Origin of the sequence: Chryseobacterium piperi (assembly GCF_002285635.2) — a bacterium.
Taxonomy (GTDB): Bacteria; Bacteroidota; Bacteroidia; order Flavobacteriales; family Weeksellaceae; genus Chryseobacterium; species Chryseobacterium piperi.
Genome location: NZ_CP023049.2, coordinates 1,645,483 through 1,665,089 on the forward strand (window position 1 = coordinate 1,645,483; position 19,607 = coordinate 1,665,089).

22 protein-coding genes and 1 riboswitch are annotated in these 19,607 nt (G+C 34.6%); of the genes, 8 read left to right on the forward strand and 14 right to left on the reverse strand.

Going from position 1 to position 19,607, the window contains the following annotated elements; genetic code table 11:
* Positions 1 to 370 precede the first annotated feature (370 nt).
* From CJF12_RS07190 to CJF12_RS07200, 4 genes are all read right to left on the reverse strand, one after another.
* Entirely contained in the window at positions 371 to 1,129 is a 759-nt protein-coding gene (locus CJF12_RS07190; protein ID WP_095591055.1) for an IS5 family transposase, read from the reverse strand.
* Positions 1,130 to 1,252: 123 nt separating this feature from the next.
* Entirely contained in the window at positions 1,253 to 1,978 is a 726-nt protein-coding gene (locus CJF12_RS07195; RefSeq protein ID WP_034687645.1) for a hypothetical protein, read from the reverse strand.
* 315 nt (positions 1,979 to 2,293) lie between these two features.
* The gene (locus CJF12_RS19875; RefSeq protein ID WP_131329595.1) at positions 2,294 to 2,479 is read right to left on the reverse strand and encodes a hypothetical protein; all 186 of its coding nucleotides are present in this window, start codon (positions 2,477 to 2,479) and stop codon (positions 2,294 to 2,296) included.
* Positions 2,480 to 2,624: 145 nt separating this feature from the next.
* A complete protein-coding gene (locus CJF12_RS07200; RefSeq protein WP_034687657.1) occupies positions 2,625 to 2,978 on the reverse strand; it encodes an arsenate reductase family protein in 354 nt (117 codons plus the stop codon).
* Positions 2,979 to 3,096: 118 nt separating this feature from the next.
* On the opposite strand from CJF12_RS07200, the gene CJF12_RS07205 reads away from it, so the two are divergent.
* The 5 genes from CJF12_RS07205 to CJF12_RS07225 all read left to right on the forward strand — a co-directional run bounded on the left by CJF12_RS07205 (position 3,097) and on the right by CJF12_RS07225 (position 8,102).
* Complete coding sequence (locus CJF12_RS07205; RefSeq protein ID WP_034687642.1) at positions 3,097 to 3,564, forward strand: acyl-CoA thioesterase; 468 nt, start codon at positions 3,097 to 3,099, stop codon at positions 3,562 to 3,564.
* 103 nt (positions 3,565 to 3,667) lie between these two features.
* Positions 3,668 to 4,501 carry a GLPGLI family protein gene (locus CJF12_RS07210; RefSeq protein ID WP_084675691.1) on the forward strand — a complete coding sequence of 278 codons (834 nt, stop codon included), beginning with the start codon at positions 3,668 to 3,670 and terminating at the stop codon, positions 4,499 to 4,501.
* A gap of 78 nt (positions 4,502 to 4,579) precedes the next feature.
* A riboswitch (Fluoride riboswitch) is annotated at positions 4,580 to 4,647 on the forward strand.
* A 31-nt stretch (positions 4,648 to 4,678) separates the two neighbouring features.
* A complete protein-coding gene (locus CJF12_RS07215) occupies positions 4,679 to 5,983 on the forward strand; it encodes a voltage-gated chloride channel family protein (RefSeq protein ID WP_084675690.1) in 1,305 nt (434 codons plus the stop codon).
* Between the two features lie 42 nt (positions 5,984 to 6,025).
* A complete protein-coding gene (locus tag CJF12_RS07220; protein ID WP_034687641.1) occupies positions 6,026 to 6,907 on the forward strand; it encodes a LysR family transcriptional regulator in 882 nt (293 codons plus the stop codon).
* Positions 6,908 to 7,166: 259 nt separating this feature from the next.
* On the forward strand, positions 7,167 to 8,102 hold the full coding sequence (locus tag CJF12_RS07225; protein WP_034687639.1) for a YeiH family protein: 936 nt from the start codon (positions 7,167 to 7,169) through the stop codon (positions 8,100 to 8,102).
* Between the two features lie 100 nt (positions 8,103 to 8,202).
* Here the strand turns inward: CJF12_RS07225 and CJF12_RS07230 are convergent, their stop codons facing one another.
* The 8 genes from CJF12_RS07230 to CJF12_RS07265 form a co-directional block, all read right to left on the reverse strand.
* Positions 8,203 to 8,382 carry a hypothetical protein gene (locus CJF12_RS07230; protein WP_084675689.1) on the reverse strand — a complete coding sequence of 60 codons (180 nt, stop codon included), beginning with the start codon at positions 8,380 to 8,382 and terminating at the stop codon, positions 8,203 to 8,205.
* A gap of 169 nt (positions 8,383 to 8,551) precedes the next feature.
* The gene (locus tag CJF12_RS07235) at positions 8,552 to 9,796 is read right to left on the reverse strand and encodes an MFS transporter (RefSeq protein WP_034687637.1); all 1,245 of its coding nucleotides are present in this window, start codon (positions 9,794 to 9,796) and stop codon (positions 8,552 to 8,554) included.
* A 73-nt stretch (positions 9,797 to 9,869) separates the two neighbouring features.
* Positions 9,870 to 11,438, reverse strand: a complete 1,569-nt coding sequence (rny, locus tag CJF12_RS07240) for a ribonuclease Y (protein WP_034687635.1) — start codon at positions 11,436 to 11,438, stop codon at positions 9,870 to 9,872.
* 230 nt (positions 11,439 to 11,668) lie between these two features.
* Positions 11,669 to 11,956 carry a cell division protein ZapA gene (locus tag CJF12_RS07245; RefSeq protein WP_034687632.1) on the reverse strand — a complete coding sequence of 96 codons (288 nt, stop codon included), beginning with the start codon at positions 11,954 to 11,956 and terminating at the stop codon, positions 11,669 to 11,671.
* Positions 11,956 to 12,258 (reverse strand): hypothetical protein, encoded by a 303-nt coding sequence (locus CJF12_RS07250; RefSeq protein ID WP_034687630.1) that lies wholly within the window; start codon positions 12,256 to 12,258, stop codon positions 11,956 to 11,958. Before CJF12_RS07250 ends, CJF12_RS07245 begins: the two co-directional genes overlap by 1 nt.
* Positions 12,259 to 12,396: 138 nt before the next feature.
* Entirely contained in the window at positions 12,397 to 13,179 is a 783-nt protein-coding gene (gene porT, locus CJF12_RS07255; RefSeq protein WP_034687628.1) for a type IX secretion/gliding motility protein PorT/SprT, read from the reverse strand.
* Between the two features lie 3 nt (positions 13,180 to 13,182).
* Complete coding sequence (ubiE, locus tag CJF12_RS07260; protein ID WP_262485058.1) at positions 13,183 to 13,845, reverse strand: bifunctional demethylmenaquinone methyltransferase/2-methoxy-6-polyprenyl-1,4-benzoquinol methylase UbiE; 663 nt, start codon at positions 13,843 to 13,845, stop codon at positions 13,183 to 13,185.
* A gap of 65 nt (positions 13,846 to 13,910) precedes the next feature.
* Positions 13,911 to 14,480, reverse strand: a complete 570-nt coding sequence (locus CJF12_RS07265; RefSeq protein WP_034687624.1) for a hypothetical protein — start codon at positions 14,478 to 14,480, stop codon at positions 13,911 to 13,913.
* A gap of 100 nt (positions 14,481 to 14,580) precedes the next feature.
* On the opposite strand from CJF12_RS07265, the gene CJF12_RS07270 reads away from it, so the two are divergent.
* The 3 genes from CJF12_RS07270 to CJF12_RS07280 all read left to right on the forward strand — a co-directional run bounded on the left by CJF12_RS07270 (position 14,581) and on the right by CJF12_RS07280 (position 17,787).
* A complete protein-coding gene (locus tag CJF12_RS07270; RefSeq protein WP_034687621.1) occupies positions 14,581 to 15,648 on the forward strand; it encodes a 3-oxoacyl-ACP synthase III family protein in 1,068 nt (355 codons plus the stop codon).
* A gap of 68 nt (positions 15,649 to 15,716) precedes the next feature.
* The gene (locus CJF12_RS07275; protein ID WP_034687618.1) at positions 15,717 to 16,922 is read left to right on the forward strand and encodes a metallophosphoesterase; all 1,206 of its coding nucleotides are present in this window, start codon (positions 15,717 to 15,719) and stop codon (positions 16,920 to 16,922) included.
* A gap of 37 nt (positions 16,923 to 16,959) precedes the next feature.
* Positions 16,960 to 17,787 (forward strand): class I SAM-dependent methyltransferase, encoded by an 828-nt coding sequence (locus CJF12_RS07280; protein ID WP_051887396.1) that lies wholly within the window; start codon positions 16,960 to 16,962, stop codon positions 17,785 to 17,787.
* A gap of 2 nt (positions 17,788 to 17,789) precedes the next feature.
* Here the strand turns inward: CJF12_RS07280 and CJF12_RS07285 are convergent, their stop codons facing one another.
* Together CJF12_RS07285 and CJF12_RS07290 are read right to left on the reverse strand one after the other, a co-directional pair.
* Positions 17,790 to 18,542: a polysaccharide deacetylase family protein gene (locus tag CJF12_RS07285; protein ID WP_034687616.1), complete on the reverse strand. Its 753-nt coding sequence runs from the start codon at positions 18,540 to 18,542 to the stop codon at positions 17,790 to 17,792.
* A gap of 84 nt (positions 18,543 to 18,626) precedes the next feature.
* Positions 18,627 to 19,592, reverse strand: a complete 966-nt coding sequence (locus CJF12_RS07290; RefSeq protein WP_034687614.1) for an NAD-dependent epimerase/dehydratase family protein — start codon at positions 19,590 to 19,592, stop codon at positions 18,627 to 18,629.
* Between the last annotated feature and the right edge of the window lie 15 nt (positions 19,593 to 19,607).

The following is a 19,607-nucleotide window of genomic DNA, read 5'->3' on the forward strand; positions in this document are numbered from 1 at the left end:
ATATAAAAATAAGCTATCTCAGTTTTGAGATAGCTTATTTTTTATTTAGTCACGAATTCCTGAATTCATTTACTTGCGCATTCGTGGCAGGAATAATGTATTTGCGTTAAAGACAAGTACGGTATAGCTTTCGGTCCGGAGTACAGACGTCACCAACTCCTGGTGTATTGGAGACCACTCCCCCTGCGCCACCGCATAAAAGTTGCAATTAACCGGAGGTATCACCCACCATTCATTTATTTTAAATCTGCTCTGTCTAAGTTTCTGAAAATTGTAATCATAATAATAATTTTGGCAATAGCAAATATAAAACATTCCGATACCCTGGCTATTGCATCTTGAAATCCATAATTATAAATTAAGAGTCTGTTTAAATTTTATTCAGTAATAATTTTATGGCGGATAATTTGACCATGTTTTCAGAGGATTCCATTAAGAGTTCATAATTTCTGCATAATCTTCTATCGTTATCAAACCAAGCAAATGTACGCTCTATAATCCATCGTTTATGAATTGGCTCAAACCCTTTTACTTTTTTGTCACTCCGCATTACGATCTGAATGATATAATTAAACTTAATTCTTATTTCCTCAATAATCTCTCCTCTATAACCTCCGTCCGCCAGGATTACCTGAAGCGGAATTAGTAAATATCGCAGTGTTTTGATCAGTAACAATGCAGCCTTACTGTCATGAACATTGGCTACACTTACCATTACGGCTAACAAAAAACCATTTTTGTCTACCACAACGTGTCTCTTGATTCCTTTTATTTTTTTACCTCCGTCAAAGCCATTGAGTGAACGGTTATTTCCCCAACGAACACTTTGACTGTCAATAATTCCTAAACTTGCCTGCGCTTTCTGACCCCTGTTTCGTCGTACTTCCTCTCTCAATTTTGATAATAATAAATCGAAAATCTCCAGATTTGACCATTTTGAATAATAGTAATAAACCAATTGCCATTTGGGAAAATCATGAGGTAAAAGTCTCCATTGACAGCCTGTTTTTACTAAATAACTGATAGCATTCCAAATGACAACCAAATCATATTTTCGTTTTCTGTCATCAAAATCTAATGCTTTTTTTATAAATTGCCACTGAGTTTGGGTTAAGTCTGTTGGATACATTGATGTTTTTTTCTTTTGCAACTCTAAAATGACAATTTTTATGCAACTTTTAACCCTTACTATTTTTTATTATTACTTTTTTAAACAGGCTCTAAACCCTTTTCATAAAAGAACCAAAAACTATTATACAGAAGTACCGTCCATCCATCTTCTCATCTGTACCCTGTGAGCCGGTGTTTCTTCTACACCACCCGCCAAAACATCAAGAACTTTATCCCATAGGCTTTTTTTCTTGGATTGAGAGTCTTTCAATTCATTATAGGCTTGTAAATATTCTTTCTCATATTTATATGCCTCGTCATCTGAATAATTCCAAGGGATATATTTAAGAATATCCATTGTTAAAGTATCGATTTCTTCTGGTTTTAAACTTTCCATTAATGCCAGCTTCAACTTATAGGTTTCTGCTATTGAAAGTATCTTATTAACATTTAATGAAATTATCTGCCATATCCCATCCCATTTTTGAAGATTTTCTGTGACAAAAATGACATCCCCAATTTTTTTTAATTTTTCTAAACCTGCGACTACAGTTTCTCTATAATGGTTATGAGCCTCCCAGATTTCCGTCAGATTTGAAGTATCTTTATTGTTGAATTTATTTTCAATATTTTCTAGAATTCCAAACAATACCGTGATGTTTTCCATTACGTTTGCTTTCTCCCTGATCCATAAATTAATAACCATACTATCATTAGAAGTAGCAATTAATTTTCCAGCTTCAGCAATCTGTTGTACTGCATTATCACTACTTTCTTTAATTTCCTTGTTAGTAGACTTAATATCCAAAGAAAGTTTCCTTAAGCTTTGTACAGCTTTAATTACGGGATTGAATTGTTTTTCCATCATAATCTGTTTTAATTATATTTTATTTTAAAAGAATAAATGTGTTTTTAAGGGAGCAAAGAAATTCAATGTCTTGCGCCCACTAATTTACGAACTTCCCATCAAAATAACCAACTAACAGCCGAAAACAAAGCAATCATAACATAAAACACAAATTATTAATAAAAAATTTACAATAAAAACAATAAAATATAAATAAAAAGTAACATAAAAAAAAAAGAAAACAATATTTTTTTCAACTAATGATCAAAATGGATATTTACTTTCAAATTCACTAAAAACAAAAAGAGGTTGTATATCTACAACCTCTTTTTGTTTTTAATAGCAAATACAGCATAGCTTTCGGTCCGGCGTACAGACGTCACCAACTCCTGGTGTATTGGAGACCACTCCCCCTGCACCACCGCATAAAAAGTTGCAATTAACCGGAGGTATCGCCCCACCATTGATCTCTTTTAGATCTGCCCTGTTTAGGTTTTTGATTTTTTTAAGACTTGTGATCATAGTAATAGTTTTTAGTGTTATCAAATATACTTTTTTTTGTACAAAAAATAAATATTTGATTCAAAAAATAACCTCACAATCAACTGAAATCAAATAAGTTAAATAGAATCTTTTTATCTAAAATTGTTTTAACGACAATATCCGATCAATTCACTCCAAAGAATTCTTTAAGATCTTCTACGTTTTTCTTATCATTTCCTACAAAAATTTCATTGTCTGTAAGGAAAACAGGACGTTTCAGGAACGTATAGTGATCCAGCAAAAGGTTTTTAAAATCCTTTTCCTCCAAAGATTTTACATCCAGTTCCCTTAATTTGATCTGGGTTGATTTTCTGCTGAATAATGCTTCGTAAGACTTTGTCTTTTTATACATTTCAGCCAACTCTTCTTTGGTAATAGGCTCTTTTTTTATTTCGCGAAGCTGCCAACCGTTAAGATCAAATTGCGCCATTATTTTTCTGCAGGTATCGCAGGTGTTAAGATAAAATACCTTTTTCATCATCTATTATCATTTTATTATTTGACAAAAAAGCTTTTTGCAAGCTTTAGTCTTCAAAAATAGGATTTAATCTAAGATTCTAAAAATTATTAAATATCTTTATTCAAATTTTATAAGAATGGAGAACAAGCCAATTACCTTTCAGTTTATCTCAGAGCCCTCAGATGTTAATTATGGAGGAAATGTTCACGGCGGGAGTGTAATGAAATGGATAGACCAGGCAGGGTATGCTTGTGCAACAACCTGGAGCGGAAATTATTCCGTGACCGTCTATGTAGGCGGAATTCGTTTTTACGAGCCTATTAAAATCGGAGAAATTGTAAAAGTAGAGGCCCGGGTAATCTATACCGGCTCTTCTAGTATGCATATTTCAATTAATGTATTTTCACGAAATCTAAAACAACCTACTTTTGACAAAAAAACCCATTGTATTATTGTTTTTGTTGCGGTAGATGAAAACGGTAAAAAGCTTCCGGTTCCCAAATGGATTCCAATATCTGAAGAGGATAAGCAACAGGAGCAGTATGCAAAGCGATTAATGGAGCTCAGAACTCAGATTGAAGATGAAATGAAGCCTTTTTTGTAAGATAAGAATCCAGACAAATATGATACCCATATATTGAAATAAAATAGGGTAAAGGGAGGACATCAATAAAAACATAGTTGATAATAAAACATCATATAATACCATGAAAAATATTTTTATACTATCTGCTTTGTTTACGATCATTTGGTTCCAGTCACAAACCCATAGGTTCATTTATGAGCTTCAGTCTAAAATGGATTCTACAGAAACACATCATGAAAAGCTGAACATGATTTTGGATATCACCCCAAAAGAAGTCAAGTTTTACGGACAGAATTTAATGACAACAGATTCCTTAAATAAAAAATTTGGAATGAATTCAAGCCATACCGATATGTCCGGACAGATTATCAAAAGAAATATTAATTCTTTCGATAACGAAAATTTCATCAATATAAAAATGGGGTATTACTCATTTAAAACTACTGATAAAATCAATTGGATCATCTCTGATGAAATCAAGAAAGTTGAGAATTACACATTACAAAAAGCTACCACAAAGTTTGGAGGAAGAAACTGGACTGCCTGGTTTTGCAAAGATATTCCGTTTAATGAGGGGCCATTTAAATTTCGGGGATTACCAGGCTTAATTTTTGAACTGTCAGACTCCAATAAAAATTTCATTTATCACTTGGTAAAAAGCCAGAAGTTATCTGGAATCTATTCCACAGAAGATTTTATAGAATCCAACTTCGGAAATAAAGCAGTACCCATTAATGAAAAACAAAAACAAAAGCTAATGATGGAGTTTTATAACGATCCTTTTGCATTTGAAAGAACCAACTTTAGCAAAACCAATACGAATCTCAATATTAACATCAACGGGAAAGAAATCCATAATGTAGATGAATTAAATACTCAGACTAAAAGTATGCAGGAGGTTATCAGAAAATATAATAACCCCATTGAAATTGATAAAGCCATACATTACAGATAATTTAAATTCAAATAAGGGAATGTAGTTTTTCCTTTAGTATGTTTTTTTCAAATTATCAAAATAATAATTATATTTGTCATGATAAAAGGAAATGGTGTTCTTCCTTACCCAACCGCTTTACATAAGCTGATGACGCCTGATTAATAGATTATCAACCGTAATTTAATCAGGATTATTATGTCTAAACATCCAAAAACAATAAGTAAAAAAGTTAATTTTCACATAAGATTTTTCTTTAGAAGATTTCCTGCTGCTCCTTACATTTTAAAGTGGTTTAGCATCAGTATTATTATTGGAATGCTCATAGGAACAGCTTCTGCCGGATTTCTACAATCATTACAATGGGCTACTCAATTTAGAGAAAGCCATATCTGGCTCATCGCTTTTTTACCAGTAGGCGGATTTTTAATTGGCCTTTTATACTACTATCTGGGTAAAGATGTTGAAGCCGGTAATAATTTACTCATTGACAATATTCATGATCCAAAAGAGACTATTCCTTTCCGAATGGCGCCATTTGTTTATCTGGGCACTATGGTTACTCATTTCTTTGGAGGGTCGGCAGGTCGTGAAGGAACCGCCTTGCAAATGGCAGGAGCTATTGCTGATCAATTCAGCAAACCTTTTAAGCTTGACAAAAATGAGCGGAAAATATTAATTATCTCAGCAATTGCTGCCGGTTTTGGCTCTGTATTCGGTACCCCTTTAGCCGGAGCAGTATTCGGACTGGAAATTTTCTTAATCGGAAGAATCCGTTATAATGCTATTTTCCCTGCTTTTGCTTCTGCTATCCTCGCTGACTGGGCAACCAACCTTTGGCAGGTAAAACACACCCATTACACTATCGGTTTTATTCCCAAACTGGAATTTCTTCCTCTATTGTATAGTATTATCGCCGGTATTGCTTTTGGGATATGTGCTGCAACATTCAGCAAAACCCTCCATTGGATAGGCAATATTTTTAAAACAAAAATTAAATTCCCTCCATTTCGTCCGATTATCGGAGGTACTATCGTGGCGCTTGCAGTATTTGCCATGGGAACCACACGATATATAGGGTTAGGCATTCCTGTCATTCTCGAATCTTTCGGAACTCAACTTCCCATGTATGATTTTTTGTTGAAAATGATCTTCACTATTGTTACCCTTTCTGCCGGCTTTAAGGGCGGTGAGGTAACTCCCCTGTTCTTTATCGGAGCCACTTTAGGAAGTGCCTTATCTTTGTTTATCCCACTTCCTGTAGGGTTATTGGCAGGAATGGGATTTGTAGCCGTTTTTGCAGGTGCTACCAATACTCCTTTAGCTTGTATGCTGATGGGTATTGAGCTGTTTGGAGCTGAATCGGGGATATATGTAGCAATTGCTTGTATTGTTTCTTATCTGCTTTCGGGGCGTAACAGTATTTACAGCAAACAGAGAATTGGTGAAGCTAAAAACAGAAGGTATGAAAGTGATCAGGATAAATGCTTTTCCGACTTGTGAAATTAGTAAGTTTGTATATTCATATTTAATTATAATCTCAAGATGTTTGATTACAGACTAAAAGTTTTTTATACGGTTGCGTCCAGGCTGAGCTTCACAAGAGCTTCTGAGGAATTGAATATTTCACAACCCGCAGTTACCAAGCATATCAAAGAAATAGAAAATCAGCTCAATACTAAACTCTTTGACCGAAAAGGCACATCTATTCAACTTACTCGCGGAGGAGCGGTTCTCTATACATATGCCGAAAAGATTCGGAATATGTACAGGGATCTTGAGTTTGAAATATATCAGCTGAATGCTGAGCATAAAGGTAAATTAATTATTGGAGCTAGTACCACCATAGCTCAGTATATCCTTCCTGAAATTTTAGCCAAATTCCATGCTTATTATAAAGACATCAAAATCGAACTGTTGACCTACAACACAGAAACAATTTCCACTCTTTTGAAAGAGGGAAAGATTGATTTAGGGATTATCGAAGGTGAATCTCAATCCTCTTATTTCGATTATCAGCCCTTTAAAGCTGATGAAATTGTACTTGTTGCAAAATCTGACCATCCATTGGCCTTAGCAAATAAAACTTTAAGTATTAAAGATCTGTCTCAACTGAACTTAGTGGTAAGAGAACAAGGCTCCGGAACTCAGGAGTTTATTCAAAATCGTTTGCGTGATAAGAATATCGATATGGAAGACCTCAATATCATTATGCAGTTAGGGTGCAGCGAAAGTATTAAAAGCTATCTTTTATATTCCGAATGTATGGCATTTTTATCAATCAGTACAATACTAAATGAATTGAAATATAATATGCTGAGTATTATTGATATTAAGGGGTTTAGTATCGAAAGAAATTTTCATTATATCCTTCCAAAAGGTGAACAATCTGGGCTAATTAAACTTTTCCTGAGGTTTATTGGGTAGAGGTTTCTGGTTGCGAGGTTTGACATTCAGATTAAGATTTACATACAAGGTTTAAGAGATAGAGGATTGTTGGTATAGGCCTGTATAAAAGCGATTTCGCAATTCAGCAATTTTGCGATTTCACCTTACAATTCCCAATACTAATTGCAACTACCCCTATTCTATCTATAACTAAAAGTTATCTTTAATAACAAAATACAATTTAGTTTGTAATAATAAATTTTGGAATTTTGCCCTAAGATTTCAAAATTTATAGAACATGAAAGATTTCATTCGAAATGAAAGATTCCAAAAGATTACATTCTTAGGATTAAGCATTTTTTGTCTCACACCATTAGTTTCATCACCGATTGCTTTAGCACTGGGGTTTATGTTGGCTGTATTTTTAGGAAACCCCTTTGAAAAGTACCTTCATCAATATATTCATGTATTGCTTCAGATATCCATCGTCGGACTTGGATTTGGATTAAAGCTCAATGAGGCCATGCAGGCAGGAAAAACAGGATTTGTTTTAACGATCATCAGCATTTCAACCGTAATGGTTTTAGGTTACGCTCTGGGTAAAGCATTTAAACTGGAAAAACAATTATCTTATTTAATTTCCGTAGGTACGGCAATATGTGGTGGAAGTGCTATTGCGGCTACCTCTCCTATTATCAAGCCCAGTACAAAACAAATTTCCCTGGCTCTGGCCATTGTTTTTACCCTCAATTCTATTGCTTTGTTTGTTTATCCCGCAATTGGTCATGCCTTAAACCTGACTCAACAGCAATTCGGGCTGTGGTGTGCTATTGGAATTCATGATACCAGTTCTGTAGTGGGAGCTGCGAGTAAATATGGAGATGAAGCTTTAAAAATAGCCACCACTGTAAAGCTAGCCCGGGCTCTTTGGATCATTCCGGTTTCTTTGATCACGATGTTTATTTTTAAAAATAAAGAGTCTAAAATTAAAATCCCCTGGTTTATCGGATATTTTATACTCGCTATTATTTTAAATACGTATTTCCCATTTTTTGACCAGTTCAGCTCATCGATAACAGCTGTAGCCAAATCAGGATTGAACCTCACCTTATTTTTCATCGGTTCCAGCTTATCTCTGCAAACATTAAAAACAATAGGCTTAAAGCCTTTAACAGCAGCTGTCCTCTTATGGATTACCATAAGTGTGGGAAGTTTAGTTTACATCATCTACTAATTGCAACAAAGGCCTTTTGAATACTCAAAAGACCTTTGTATATTAAATGTGGAAATGTTTGTTTATCTCTAGCTGAAATAATTCTTAAACTTGCCTATCATTAACAATTTTCTACTTGTGGGCAAGCAATATATTGAACACAATATTTAGGTCCTGTAACAGATCCTGAACAGCTGCAACCGCATAAAGACAGGTCTGGGTTTTTATCTACACCACCAACGATGTTTTTAAGTTCTTCTTTCCTTAATTTTTTAGCGTTTTTAAAAATGTTGTTTGACATGTGATTGGATTTTGAGATTGAACAATATAGTTTAGTGATTTCAAATTTAAACAAATAAATAATATTCAGTACATAGTTTGATGAAAAAATTTATAATTTATTTATTTTGTAATAGTTAATATTCCAAAAACAGGAAATACACTTATATAATTAATTAAACACCTATTCATCATTCTGTAAATTCCAAGTCTTTATTATGCGTTTCAGAAATGGTCAATGCTGAATAGAATGCCAATCCGAAAACTACAGTTCCTACTATTGCCGCGCTGATAATCACTGTAAAATTATTCTTAAGAAGATCAAATGCAAGGATCATCACCGGAACCAATCCCCTCACCATATTAGGCACTGTAGTTGTAGCCGTATTTCTGATATTGGTTCCAAACTGTTCGGCAGCCAATGTTACAAACATGGCCCAATATCCGGTTCCCAACCCTAGCCATACACAGAAAATATAATACTTGGTTTCCGTATCCGTATTTCCAAAAAGCATGATCACTACTCCTACTAAAGTAAAAGCCAACATATAAAAAATAGCCATTTTTCTGGATTTCAGAAGATGCGAAATAAAACCGCTCAACAGATCCCCGACAGAAATACCTACATATCCCCACATAATTGCTTTTCCGGGATTGATTTCCTTAATCCCCATTTCCGGAGCAAACTGATTGGCCAAAACTGCTAAGATGCCGATACAATACCAGGTCGGAAGTCCGACAGCAATACATTTGACATACCGAATAAAGCGGTCTTTATTGGTAAAAAAGGAAAGAAAATTACCTTTAGAAACTGTTGCAGCATGTTCAATATTCTTATAGATCCCGGATTCCGAAACACTGATTCTTAAGAAAAGAAGCATAACGCCTAGTCCCCCACCAATAAAATAAGAAATATTCCAGCTTCCCGCCAATTCTACAGTCAATTGAGCCACTACTGCTCCCATAAGTCCAAAACCGGCAACTACTGACGTTCCAATAGCTCTCAGATTCTTCGGCAGGCTTTCAGAAACAAGCGTTATTCCCGCTCCAAGCTCTCCGGCTAATCCAATCCCCGCAATGAACCTTAGAGCGGCATATTGATACACTAAATTCTCTTTGGGAAAATAAGGCAAAAAACCACAGGCTATGTTTGCCAGGGAATATACCAGAATCGATCCGAACAATACAGAAAGTCTTCCCTTTTTGTCTCCAAAAATCCCCCAGAAAACTCCTCCTATTAATAACCCCACCATCTGACAGTTCAAAATGAAGGTACCATCAACGTCCGGATTCAATCCTAATGCTTTTAAACTAGGGATTCGTACAATACCAAACAAAAGCAGGTCATAAATATCAACAAAATAGCCTAAGGCAGAAATAATAACAGGAATAGAGAAAATGTACTTCAGCTTTGAAGACATGGATAGTTCTTGCATTTTTAAATTTTGATAAAAATAAAAAACCTTTCAATTTCTTGAAAGGTTTTTACAAAATATCTTTGTTAAATTATTATCTCGCAATATTCACAGCTCTCGTCTCTCTGATCACTGTTACTTTTACTTGTCCAGGATAAGTTAATTCATTCTGAATCTTTTCAGAGATATCGTAAGACAGCTGAGAAGCAATTTCATCATTTACTTTTCCGCTTTCTACCATTACTCTCAATTCTCTACCTGCCTGAATCGCATAAGCGCTGGATACACCATCAAAGCTTAGTGCTGCTGATTCAAGATCTTTCAGTCTCTGAATATAAGACTCCAATACCTGGCGTCTTGCCCCCGGTCTTGCTCCGGAAATAGCATCGGCTACCTGGATAATAGGAGACAATAAAGAAGTCATTTCAACTTCGTCGTGGTGAGCTCCGATAGCATTAATTACTTCAGGGTTTTCACCATACTTCTCAGCCCATTGCATACCTAGCAATGCGTGAGGAAGTTCAGATTCCTGCTCAGGAACTTTTCCAATATCATGTAAAAGACCTGCTCTTTTAGCCAGTTTCACATTTAATCCTAGTTCAGCAGCCATGGTTGCAGCAATGTTGGCAACTTCTCTGGAGTGCTGTAATAGATTTTGTCCGTAAGAAGAACGGTATTTCATTCTACCTACGATCTTAATCAATTCAGGGTGTAATCCATGAATTCCTAAGTCTATAATAGTTCTTTTACCAACTTCAATGATCTCCTCTTCAATTTGTTTTCTTGTTTTTTCAACAACTTCTTCAATTCTTGCAGGGTGAATCCTCCCATCCGTAACCAATCTGTGAAGCGATAGTCTTGCAATCTCTCTTCTTACAGGGTCGAAACATGAAAGAAGAATAGCTTCCGGAGTATCATCTACAATAATCTCAACTCCTGTTACCGCTTCCAATGCACGGATATTTCTACCCTCTCTACCGATAATTCTCCCTTTTACTTCATCAGATTCAATATTGAAAACCGATACTGAGTTTTCAATAGCCTGTTCTGTACCGATTCTCTGGATCGTTTGAATTACGATTTTTCGGGCCTCACTCTTTGCATTAAGCTGAGCTTCTTCCATAATGCTTTGAACATGAGCTTGAGCTCTAGTCTTAGCCTCTGCTTTCATCGATTCTACCAATTCAACTTTTGCTTCTTCAGCAGTATAATTGGAAATCTTTTCCAGAATTTCAACTTTTTTAGAAGTTACAGAATCTAGTTCCTGTTGTTTTCTTTCTAAAATTTCGTTTTTCTTAGCGTAATCTGCAATTTGTCTGTCCAGATCCTTTTCAAGCTTTCCTGTCTTACTAAGCTCGTCGTTTAGCTTATGTTCTTTATCCTTTGTTCTTTTCTCAATCTCCTGCATCTTCTTTTCACGAACCTGGATATCTGCATCATGCTGAGATTTTAGTTCAAGGAACTTTTCTTTAGCTTGAAGGTTTTTTTCTTTTTTTATGGATTCAGCTTGTACATTAGCTTTTTCTATAAGGTTTTCGGCATTTTTCTTTGCATCATCTATAATAAATTTTGCTTTGGTATTCAGTGAGCTTATAGAGAAAAACATCCCTATCACCGCACCAATCACCAAACAAATAACGCCGACTATTATGGCTGTTGTCATATATATTGAGTTTTAATTGTCTAAACTATTTAATTAAAATAAAAAAAGCCCACAATAATCCAGTGATATAGAGTAAACTCCTAATCAACACGATTTGAACTGATTTCCACTGTCTGTAATCCGGAGAACCGGCACGCCATTCAATGGACATTTGTTCGGTAATTGTTTAGCGTTGAGTTTACCTTTAATGTGTTAGAATTATTGTAGGCAGTCTTTTCAGGAAAAAAAATCTATTTCCCAATTTCATTCAACGATTGATTAATTTTGGCTAATCTTTCGTTGGTTGAATTTATGTTTTTTTCGTAGTTAAGAGAAACGACTTCAGCATTGGTTCCCAATTTCAGGGCACACATCGCTAAAGCATCCTGTTTATCTCTCACATCGAAGTTTTGTTCAAAATCTTTAATCATATTTTCGATCTGCTTCCCTACCTTACGCAAAGTTTCTTCCTCTGCTGCCGGTACATTCAGCGGATATACTCTTCCTGCAATGTTGATGGTTATTCTCCTTACCTCCATTATAATCCACTGTTTTGAAGCTGAGCAATACAAAAATCAATTTCTTTTACCAATCTGTTGATATGGTTTTTCATTAATCTATTGTGTTCAGGATTTCCTGATATTGCTGAATAAAGTTTTATATTTTTTTGTTCTTCTGCTAATACCTGACTTCTTTTTCTTTCATCATCATACTTCTTCTTCAGTTCCTCGTGCTCTGTATTTAATTCCGTAAATTTCTCAGTAAGATTCTGATAGTTTTTATGTAAATTCAAAATCTTTTTTTCCAGCTCTGAAAAATTGTTTTCTAAATCTTGAAGCATTTCAGGTTTATATATTCTAACTATTAGCAAAAATATAAAAATATTAACATTAACAAAAATAAAACTCTCTATATTTTGATATGAAGCACAAAAAAGGAGATACAAAAGCATCTCCTTGATTTATTTTAAGTGTATTTCTTATTCGAATTTCAAGACAAACATTACTGCTCTTGTCTGTAAACTAGACATTGCTGCAGCCCAGTAAGGAGGTGTCGTGGCATTATCAGCAACCACTTCATTATTCATAATGAACGTTCCTCTGATCGCCGGTGTTAATTTGAATTTATTAAAGTAAAACTGAATTCCCATTTCTGCGGACCATGCAAAATTATGCGTAGTAGATCTGAACACTTGCTGCAAATTATCATCCGTAGAACTTGAATTGGATTGCAGGTTAACAATATAGTTCACCCCTGCTGCTATATATGGTCTTGAATTATACCATCTGTGCCCATGAAGTTCCAACAAGATGGGAATATCTACCAAAGTTGATTTCACATCTCTCACTTTATCTTTCTCAGTTAAAGGAATAGGAAAAAATGGAGGATTGGTTAAAGTCCCAGCTGCATACTGGTCATTAGATTGTGTATTAAAAGTCAACTGCCTTTGAGCAAATTGTAATCCTGGTTCCGCTCTTAAATCAAGATAATCGTTAAGTCTCCACTTTCCGATCAGTCCGGCTCCAAAATTATAACTTGATTTAGACGAAACGAGATTATAATTCCCATCCATACCGTATCTTGGATTGAGTACTATACGGTAGTCTAGTCTGTTACCATTCAGATAAAAACCCCAGCTGAATACTTGTTGGTCAAACTGCTCCAACTTATCCATCCTGTTTCGGGTTCTAAATTGCGCGTCTGCAAAGACTGCAATATTTACTGAGGCTAAAACCAGTGCTCTTAATAAAAATTTATTCATAGGTTACTTTGTTGCTTTGTAAATTGTGGCTATACCTAAACTTAGTTTTTTATATTCAACTTTCTTAAATCCTGTATCTAAAAGAATTTGTCTCATCTTTTCCCCAAAAGGAAAAGCATTTACAGAATCCGGAAGGTATGTGTATGCCCTATTATCTTTAGAAACCAATCTCCCTATGGCAGGTAATATATTTTTGAAATAAAACATATAAAATGGTCCCAAAAACCCCTCAACCTTTGAAAACTCCAGTATAAAAACACTTTTGTTATCTTTAACTACTCTTCTTAACTCTGATAAACCTTTCGTAAGATTTTCAAAATTTCTCACTCCAAATGCAACGGAAACAGAGTCAAATCTATTGTCCTCGAAAGGTAAATTTTCTGCATCCCCCTTCTGCATGGAAATTTTGCCGTCTAAATTAAGTTTTTTTATTTTAATAACGCCAACATTTAACATTTGTTGCGATAAATCTAAACCAATTACTTTTGCACCGGTTCCTTTTTCAATCGTGATTGCCAGATCTCCCGTTCCTGTAGCCACATCCAGCACTTCCTGAGGGGTGTCATTTTTCATCCAATTTACCAATTTATTTCTCCATAAAACATCAATTTTCATGGATAAAACATGGTTCAAAAGGTCATACTTGGGTGCAATATTGTCGAACATATCCTCTACCTGGCTCTTCTTTGTAGCCTCAGAATTGTAGGGCGTTACTTTAGTGATATCTTTTGTCAAAACTTGTAATATTCTTTATAGTAGTTAAGGTAATCTTGTTTTCTGAAAATCTTTGAGCGGGACTCCACTTTATCAATATTTTTAATCACTTTATCATAATCTTCATCTACGTTATAATAAAAATCATCAGTGAAAAGTTTATTGAAATGCTTGGCTCCGCCAAAATATTCTTTACCGTCAATTACGGTCTTATTGAGCTCCAAAAGTAATGAATCTTTTTTAAGATTGTATCCATAATATTGTCGGTTGATATAATAATCCTGATGAGCAATGTTAACCAGCCCACGAATTTTATTTACCTGGAAGGCAGAATCATATAATAATTTTTTGTTCCTGTCGAAAACTTTAATCGCATTTTTCCCCTGATTCAGATTAACCTGTACCGACTGTCCTGCGGAGATAATTCCCTCAGAACCATTATTGATTTTATAGTAATAGGTATTGGGAGTAGGATTATCTACCAGATAATAATTTTTCTTGGCTAGAAAAAAGAAATAGATCCCAAAGGCAATTATAAACGCCACAATAGCAATAGCTAAGCCTTTTAAGGCCGGATTATTTTTCATAGATTGTAAAGTACAATTTTTGCAAATTTAATAATATTTTTAATTCTTCGTTATTAAGATTAATTATTAACTTTGCATTTTTAAAAAATCATTTAAACGAATGCCGAATACGATCATTATTGGTTCTGGATCTTATATTCCTAATAGAGTTATAGGTAGAGACTTTTTCATGAATTCTGAGTTCTATACAGATGAAGGGGAAAAGATAGAAAAGCCAACTGAAGAAATTATTGCCAAATTTGTAGAAATCACCGAAATAGAAAACAGAAGATTTATTGAGGAAGATCTTACAAATTCACAAATCGGATATGAAGCTGCAAAGGTTGCTATTGAAGATGCCAAAATAGATGCAGAAGAATTGGATTACATTATTTATGCCAGTAATTTCGGAGAGGTTACGGTAGATGGTTATGTCAATTTCATGCCTAATATGGCTGCGAGAGTAAAAAATAAACTAGGGATAGAAAACAGAAAGTGCGTTACTTACGATATGATTTTCGGTTGCCCGGGTTGGGTAGAAGCTATGATTTTAGCAGATAACCTTATTAAAGCTAAAGCAGCTAAAACCATTCTTGTTGTGGGAGCAGAAACACTTAACCGTGTTACAGATCCGCACGACAGAAACAGAATGATCTTTGCTGACGGCGCCGGTGCTGTTGTCGTTAAAGCAACTGACGAAGAAAATGTTGGTATTATTTCTCACAATACCATTTGTGATAATGGTCCGGAATTATGCTACCTTGCCAATGGTCCTTCTATCAATAAGGATGCAGATCAAAAGCGTTTATTTGTAAGAATGCAGGGAAGAAAAATTTATGAGTATGCTCTTAAAAATGTTCCTGTAGCCATCAAAGAAACTATTGATGATGCAGGATTATCTATTGAAGATATTGATAAAATATTGATCCACCAGGCTAATGCAAAAATGGATTACGCCATGATCGAAAGACTCCATAAGCTTTATGAGGTAAAAGATTATGATCACGCGATCTCTCCAATGACGATTCAGGAGTTTGGAAATTCCTCTGTAGCAACCATTCCTACAATGTATGATTTAATAATTAAAGGAAAAATGGCTGGTCAAACGTTTAAAGATAAAGGTAACATTGTAATGACTTCGGTAGGTGCCGGAATGAACATCAATGCGATCGTTTATAAATTTCCTTAAGAATAAAACAACTTAAAAATATAAAAAGCACAAAGGGAATTTTTCTTTGTGCTTTTTTTAACCAGATTATGCAAAAAAATTTTTTAATTATTGCCGGTATTTTCCTTTTTCTGGAAATTTACATTTATCAGGCAATAAGAACCCTCACTGACAATTCCTGGATAAAAATAGGCTATTGCATATTATCCTTGGTACTTTATGGAATCTTTGCTTATGAACTTATGCATTTTCAAAAAGCGGACAGAAGCTCGGTAAGAATCCAATGGATGATGTCTCTTTTTTTAATCTTTATTCTACCGAAGATTTTCATCGTTTTATTTCTATTGATTGACGATATTTTTAGAACAGGTACCTATCTGCTAGGCTTTAAAAACCCTTCAGAAAATTTCTTCCCTGAAAGAAGAAAATTCCTCAGTTTAATGGGATTAGGATTAGGAGGAGTTCTTTCCGCTCTTTTTATCGACGGAATCACTTTTGGAAAATACCGTCATAAAGTAAGAAAGGTAAAAGTAAAACTCAATAATCTTCCCAATAGTTTCAAAGGATATAAGATCGTCCAGATTTCAGACGTTCACAGCGGGAGCTTTTCAGATCCAAGCAAATTAGAACACGCTATCAAACTAATTAATGAGCAGAACCCTGATCTGGTATTATTTACCGGAGATATGGTCAATAATGTTTCTGATGAATTTAAACCTTTCATTCCTTTGTTTTCTAAAATCAAAGCCAAAGACGGAAAGTTTGCAGTACTCGGAAACCATGATTATGGTGATTATGTAACATGGACTTCTCTGGATGCAAAGAAAAAGAATCTGGACACCCTGATTGAATACGAAAGACAAGCTGGATTCGATATGCTTAGAAATGAACATAGAGTCATTGAGAAAAATGGTGAAAAGCTCTATATTTTAGGAGTTGAAAATTGGGGACTCAAACCCTTCCCTCAATTTGGAGATATCGACAAGGCGCTTGAAGGACTTCCTGAATCTGCCGCAAAAATACTAATGAGCCATGACCCTACCCATTTCGATTACGTGGTTAAACAACACCCCGGAAACGTTCAGCTAACATTATCCGGCCATACCCACGGTATGCAGTTCGGATTGGATCTTAAAAATATCAAATGGTCACCCGTTCAATATCGTTATCCAAAATGGGCTGACATCTATGAAAGTGAAGGAAAGTTCCTATATGTCAACAGAGGTTTCGGAGTTTTAGGTTATCCAGGAAGAGTGGGCGTATTACCGGAAATAACGCTTTTTGAATTGGCTTAAATTATCTAGTTTAGTAGAAAACAAAACATTAACATTAATGAAAGATACTGGTGAAAGGCATATATTAAACGAAAGTTTTAACAATAAATCTGAATTATATCTTCATCTGATGCATATTGCCACTTATGAATATGCTAAAAATTTTGTGAAAAATAAAAAAGTTTTAGACTTCGGATGTGGTTCAGGTTACGGTACACATATGTTATCAGAGAATACAGAAAGTATTATTGGCGTTGATATAAGTAATGAAGCTATTGATTATGCAAAAAAAGAATATCGCTCTTCTAATTTAAGCTTTATGACAATTTCCGAACTAGAAAATGAAAAATTTGATCTCATAACATCCTTTCAAGTTATCGAGCACGTTCCTAACGATCGTGAATACACTGCCAATTTAAAAAAGATGTTGAACCCCGGTGGTATTTTGATTATTTCAACTCCGGATAAAAAACACAGACTTTTTAAATATATACAACAGCCCTGGAATATTTTCCATCTCAAAGAATACACTTCGGAAAGTTTGCATAAAACACTTTTAAAACAATTTAAAAAAGTAGAAATTTTAAAAATAGGTTCCGAGTCGGACTTGGTTTTGGAAGAGATCAAACGAACAAAAAAGCAAAGAATAATCACACTACCATCAACCCTATTCTTTTATCCATATTTTTTAAGAGTTTCGCTCTTAAAGCTTCAAAAAAGCCTATTTGATTTCATCAAAAAATCAAAATCCAGTAGTCAACCCAATCCTATGCAAAATACTACTAACAAACATTTCTCATCAGAATATTCTCCTGAAGATATTCTCTTTAAAAAAGAGATGCAATACTCTACAGATTTATTGGCAATCTGCAAAAATGAAGAATAGAATTAAAATATATAATCTTTCATACGGGAAGTAGCAAGCTCCTTCTCATTGATCCAGGTAAGGAGGGCATTTAATTTGTCCTCCATTTTTTTTCCAGAAAACAGACTCCTGTAAAAAGGTATTTTAAACGGATATGTATTGAAATCAGTAAACTGCCATGAGTTAAGATAGATCAAAACAAAATCATCGTTTTTTAAGGTCTCAAAGACCATATTCTGGTAATACTTCATCGGAAGTACCTGAAAAACGAAATCATTATAGGGTAATTGACTATATGGCGAGATACTCTCCGGAACAATACTTAATCCTTCTTCCTCTATAATTTCAGTATTCCTTTTTAACCGTTTAAAAGGAAAAAGAATATTAGCATTATCAATATTGGAAACGTAATTAAATTCCAACAGCTTTAAATTCTCCTGAGGAATCTTATGATCTTTTTGCCGGATTCCCCGGATCTGTTTTCCCAGAAAATCTTGAGTCCTTTTTTTAACTTCTTCAACTTTCTCAAGGGTTGAATTTTTATTATAAAAAGCAATTTCATGCCCACGGCCTGAAATTGCTTTTATAAGATTTTGCAGTTTTTCCACGATAGAAATTTCAATAAAAAAACTCGCTTTGATATCATGAAGATCCAGAATTCTGAGAATAGCTTTTGTGTTATCAATTGTTATTACCAATCTTTCTTCATCGGAAATTTCCGCTCCATTTTTCACTTCAGAATCAATATTCACGATGTTAAAAGTCAATAATATCATTTAAACTTAATTTTATATAAAATTTATAATTAATTAAAAATCAGATGTTAAAACTATTCTTAATTAAACCTATACTTAAAGTAATTAGTTTTTATTTAATTTCACTTTCAGATTCTTGATCATGTCCTTTGTCATTTCAGAAATTCCAAAATCATAAGTCAATCCCCAGTCTTTTTTAGCTATGGAATCATCAATTGAAGCAGGCCATGAATCGGCAATCTCTTGTCTAAAATCCGGCTTGTAATCAATCGTAAAATCAGGAATTTCTTTTTTAATTTCTTCCGCTAATTCTTTTGGAGTAAAAGACATCCCTCCTAAATTATAAGAAGAACGAACGGTTAAACTCTCTTTTGGCGCTTCCATTAATTTCAACGTTGCATTGATCGCATCATCCATATACAACATAGGCATCCCTGTATTTTCTGAAATGAAGCTGGTATACTTCCCCTCTTCGATCGCTTCATAGAAAATCTCTACAGCATAGTCGGTAGTACCTCCACCTGCCGGAGTCTTCCACGAGATCAAACCAGGATACCTTATACTTCTTACATCTACTCCATACTTATCGAAATAGTACTCACACCATTTTTCTCCTGCCATTTTTGATATCCCATATACTGTAGTTGGATTCAAAACAACATCTTGTTCTACATTCTCTTTTGGAATCCCTTTCCCGAAAACAGCAATAGAGCTCGGCCAGAATATCTTTTGAATCAATCCTTCTTTCGCCATTTCACAAAAATGCAGCAAAGGCTCAAGGTTGAGTTTCCATGCAAATATAGGCTGCTTTTCAGAAGTACCCGATAATAAAGATGCCAGGTGATATACCGTAGTAATATCATAATCTTTGATAACCTGTCTTACCAATTGTGTATTGGTAACATCCATTCTTTCGTAATACCCTGCAGAAGTGATTCCTTTCTGCCATCTGTCCAGACCTGAAGCGACAACATTTTCGGCACCATGAATTTCAACAAGTCTGTTCGTAAGTTCGGTGCCAATCTGACCTAAAGCACCGGTAATCAGTATTTTTTCCGTATAGGATTCCATTTTTATTTTTTTTAG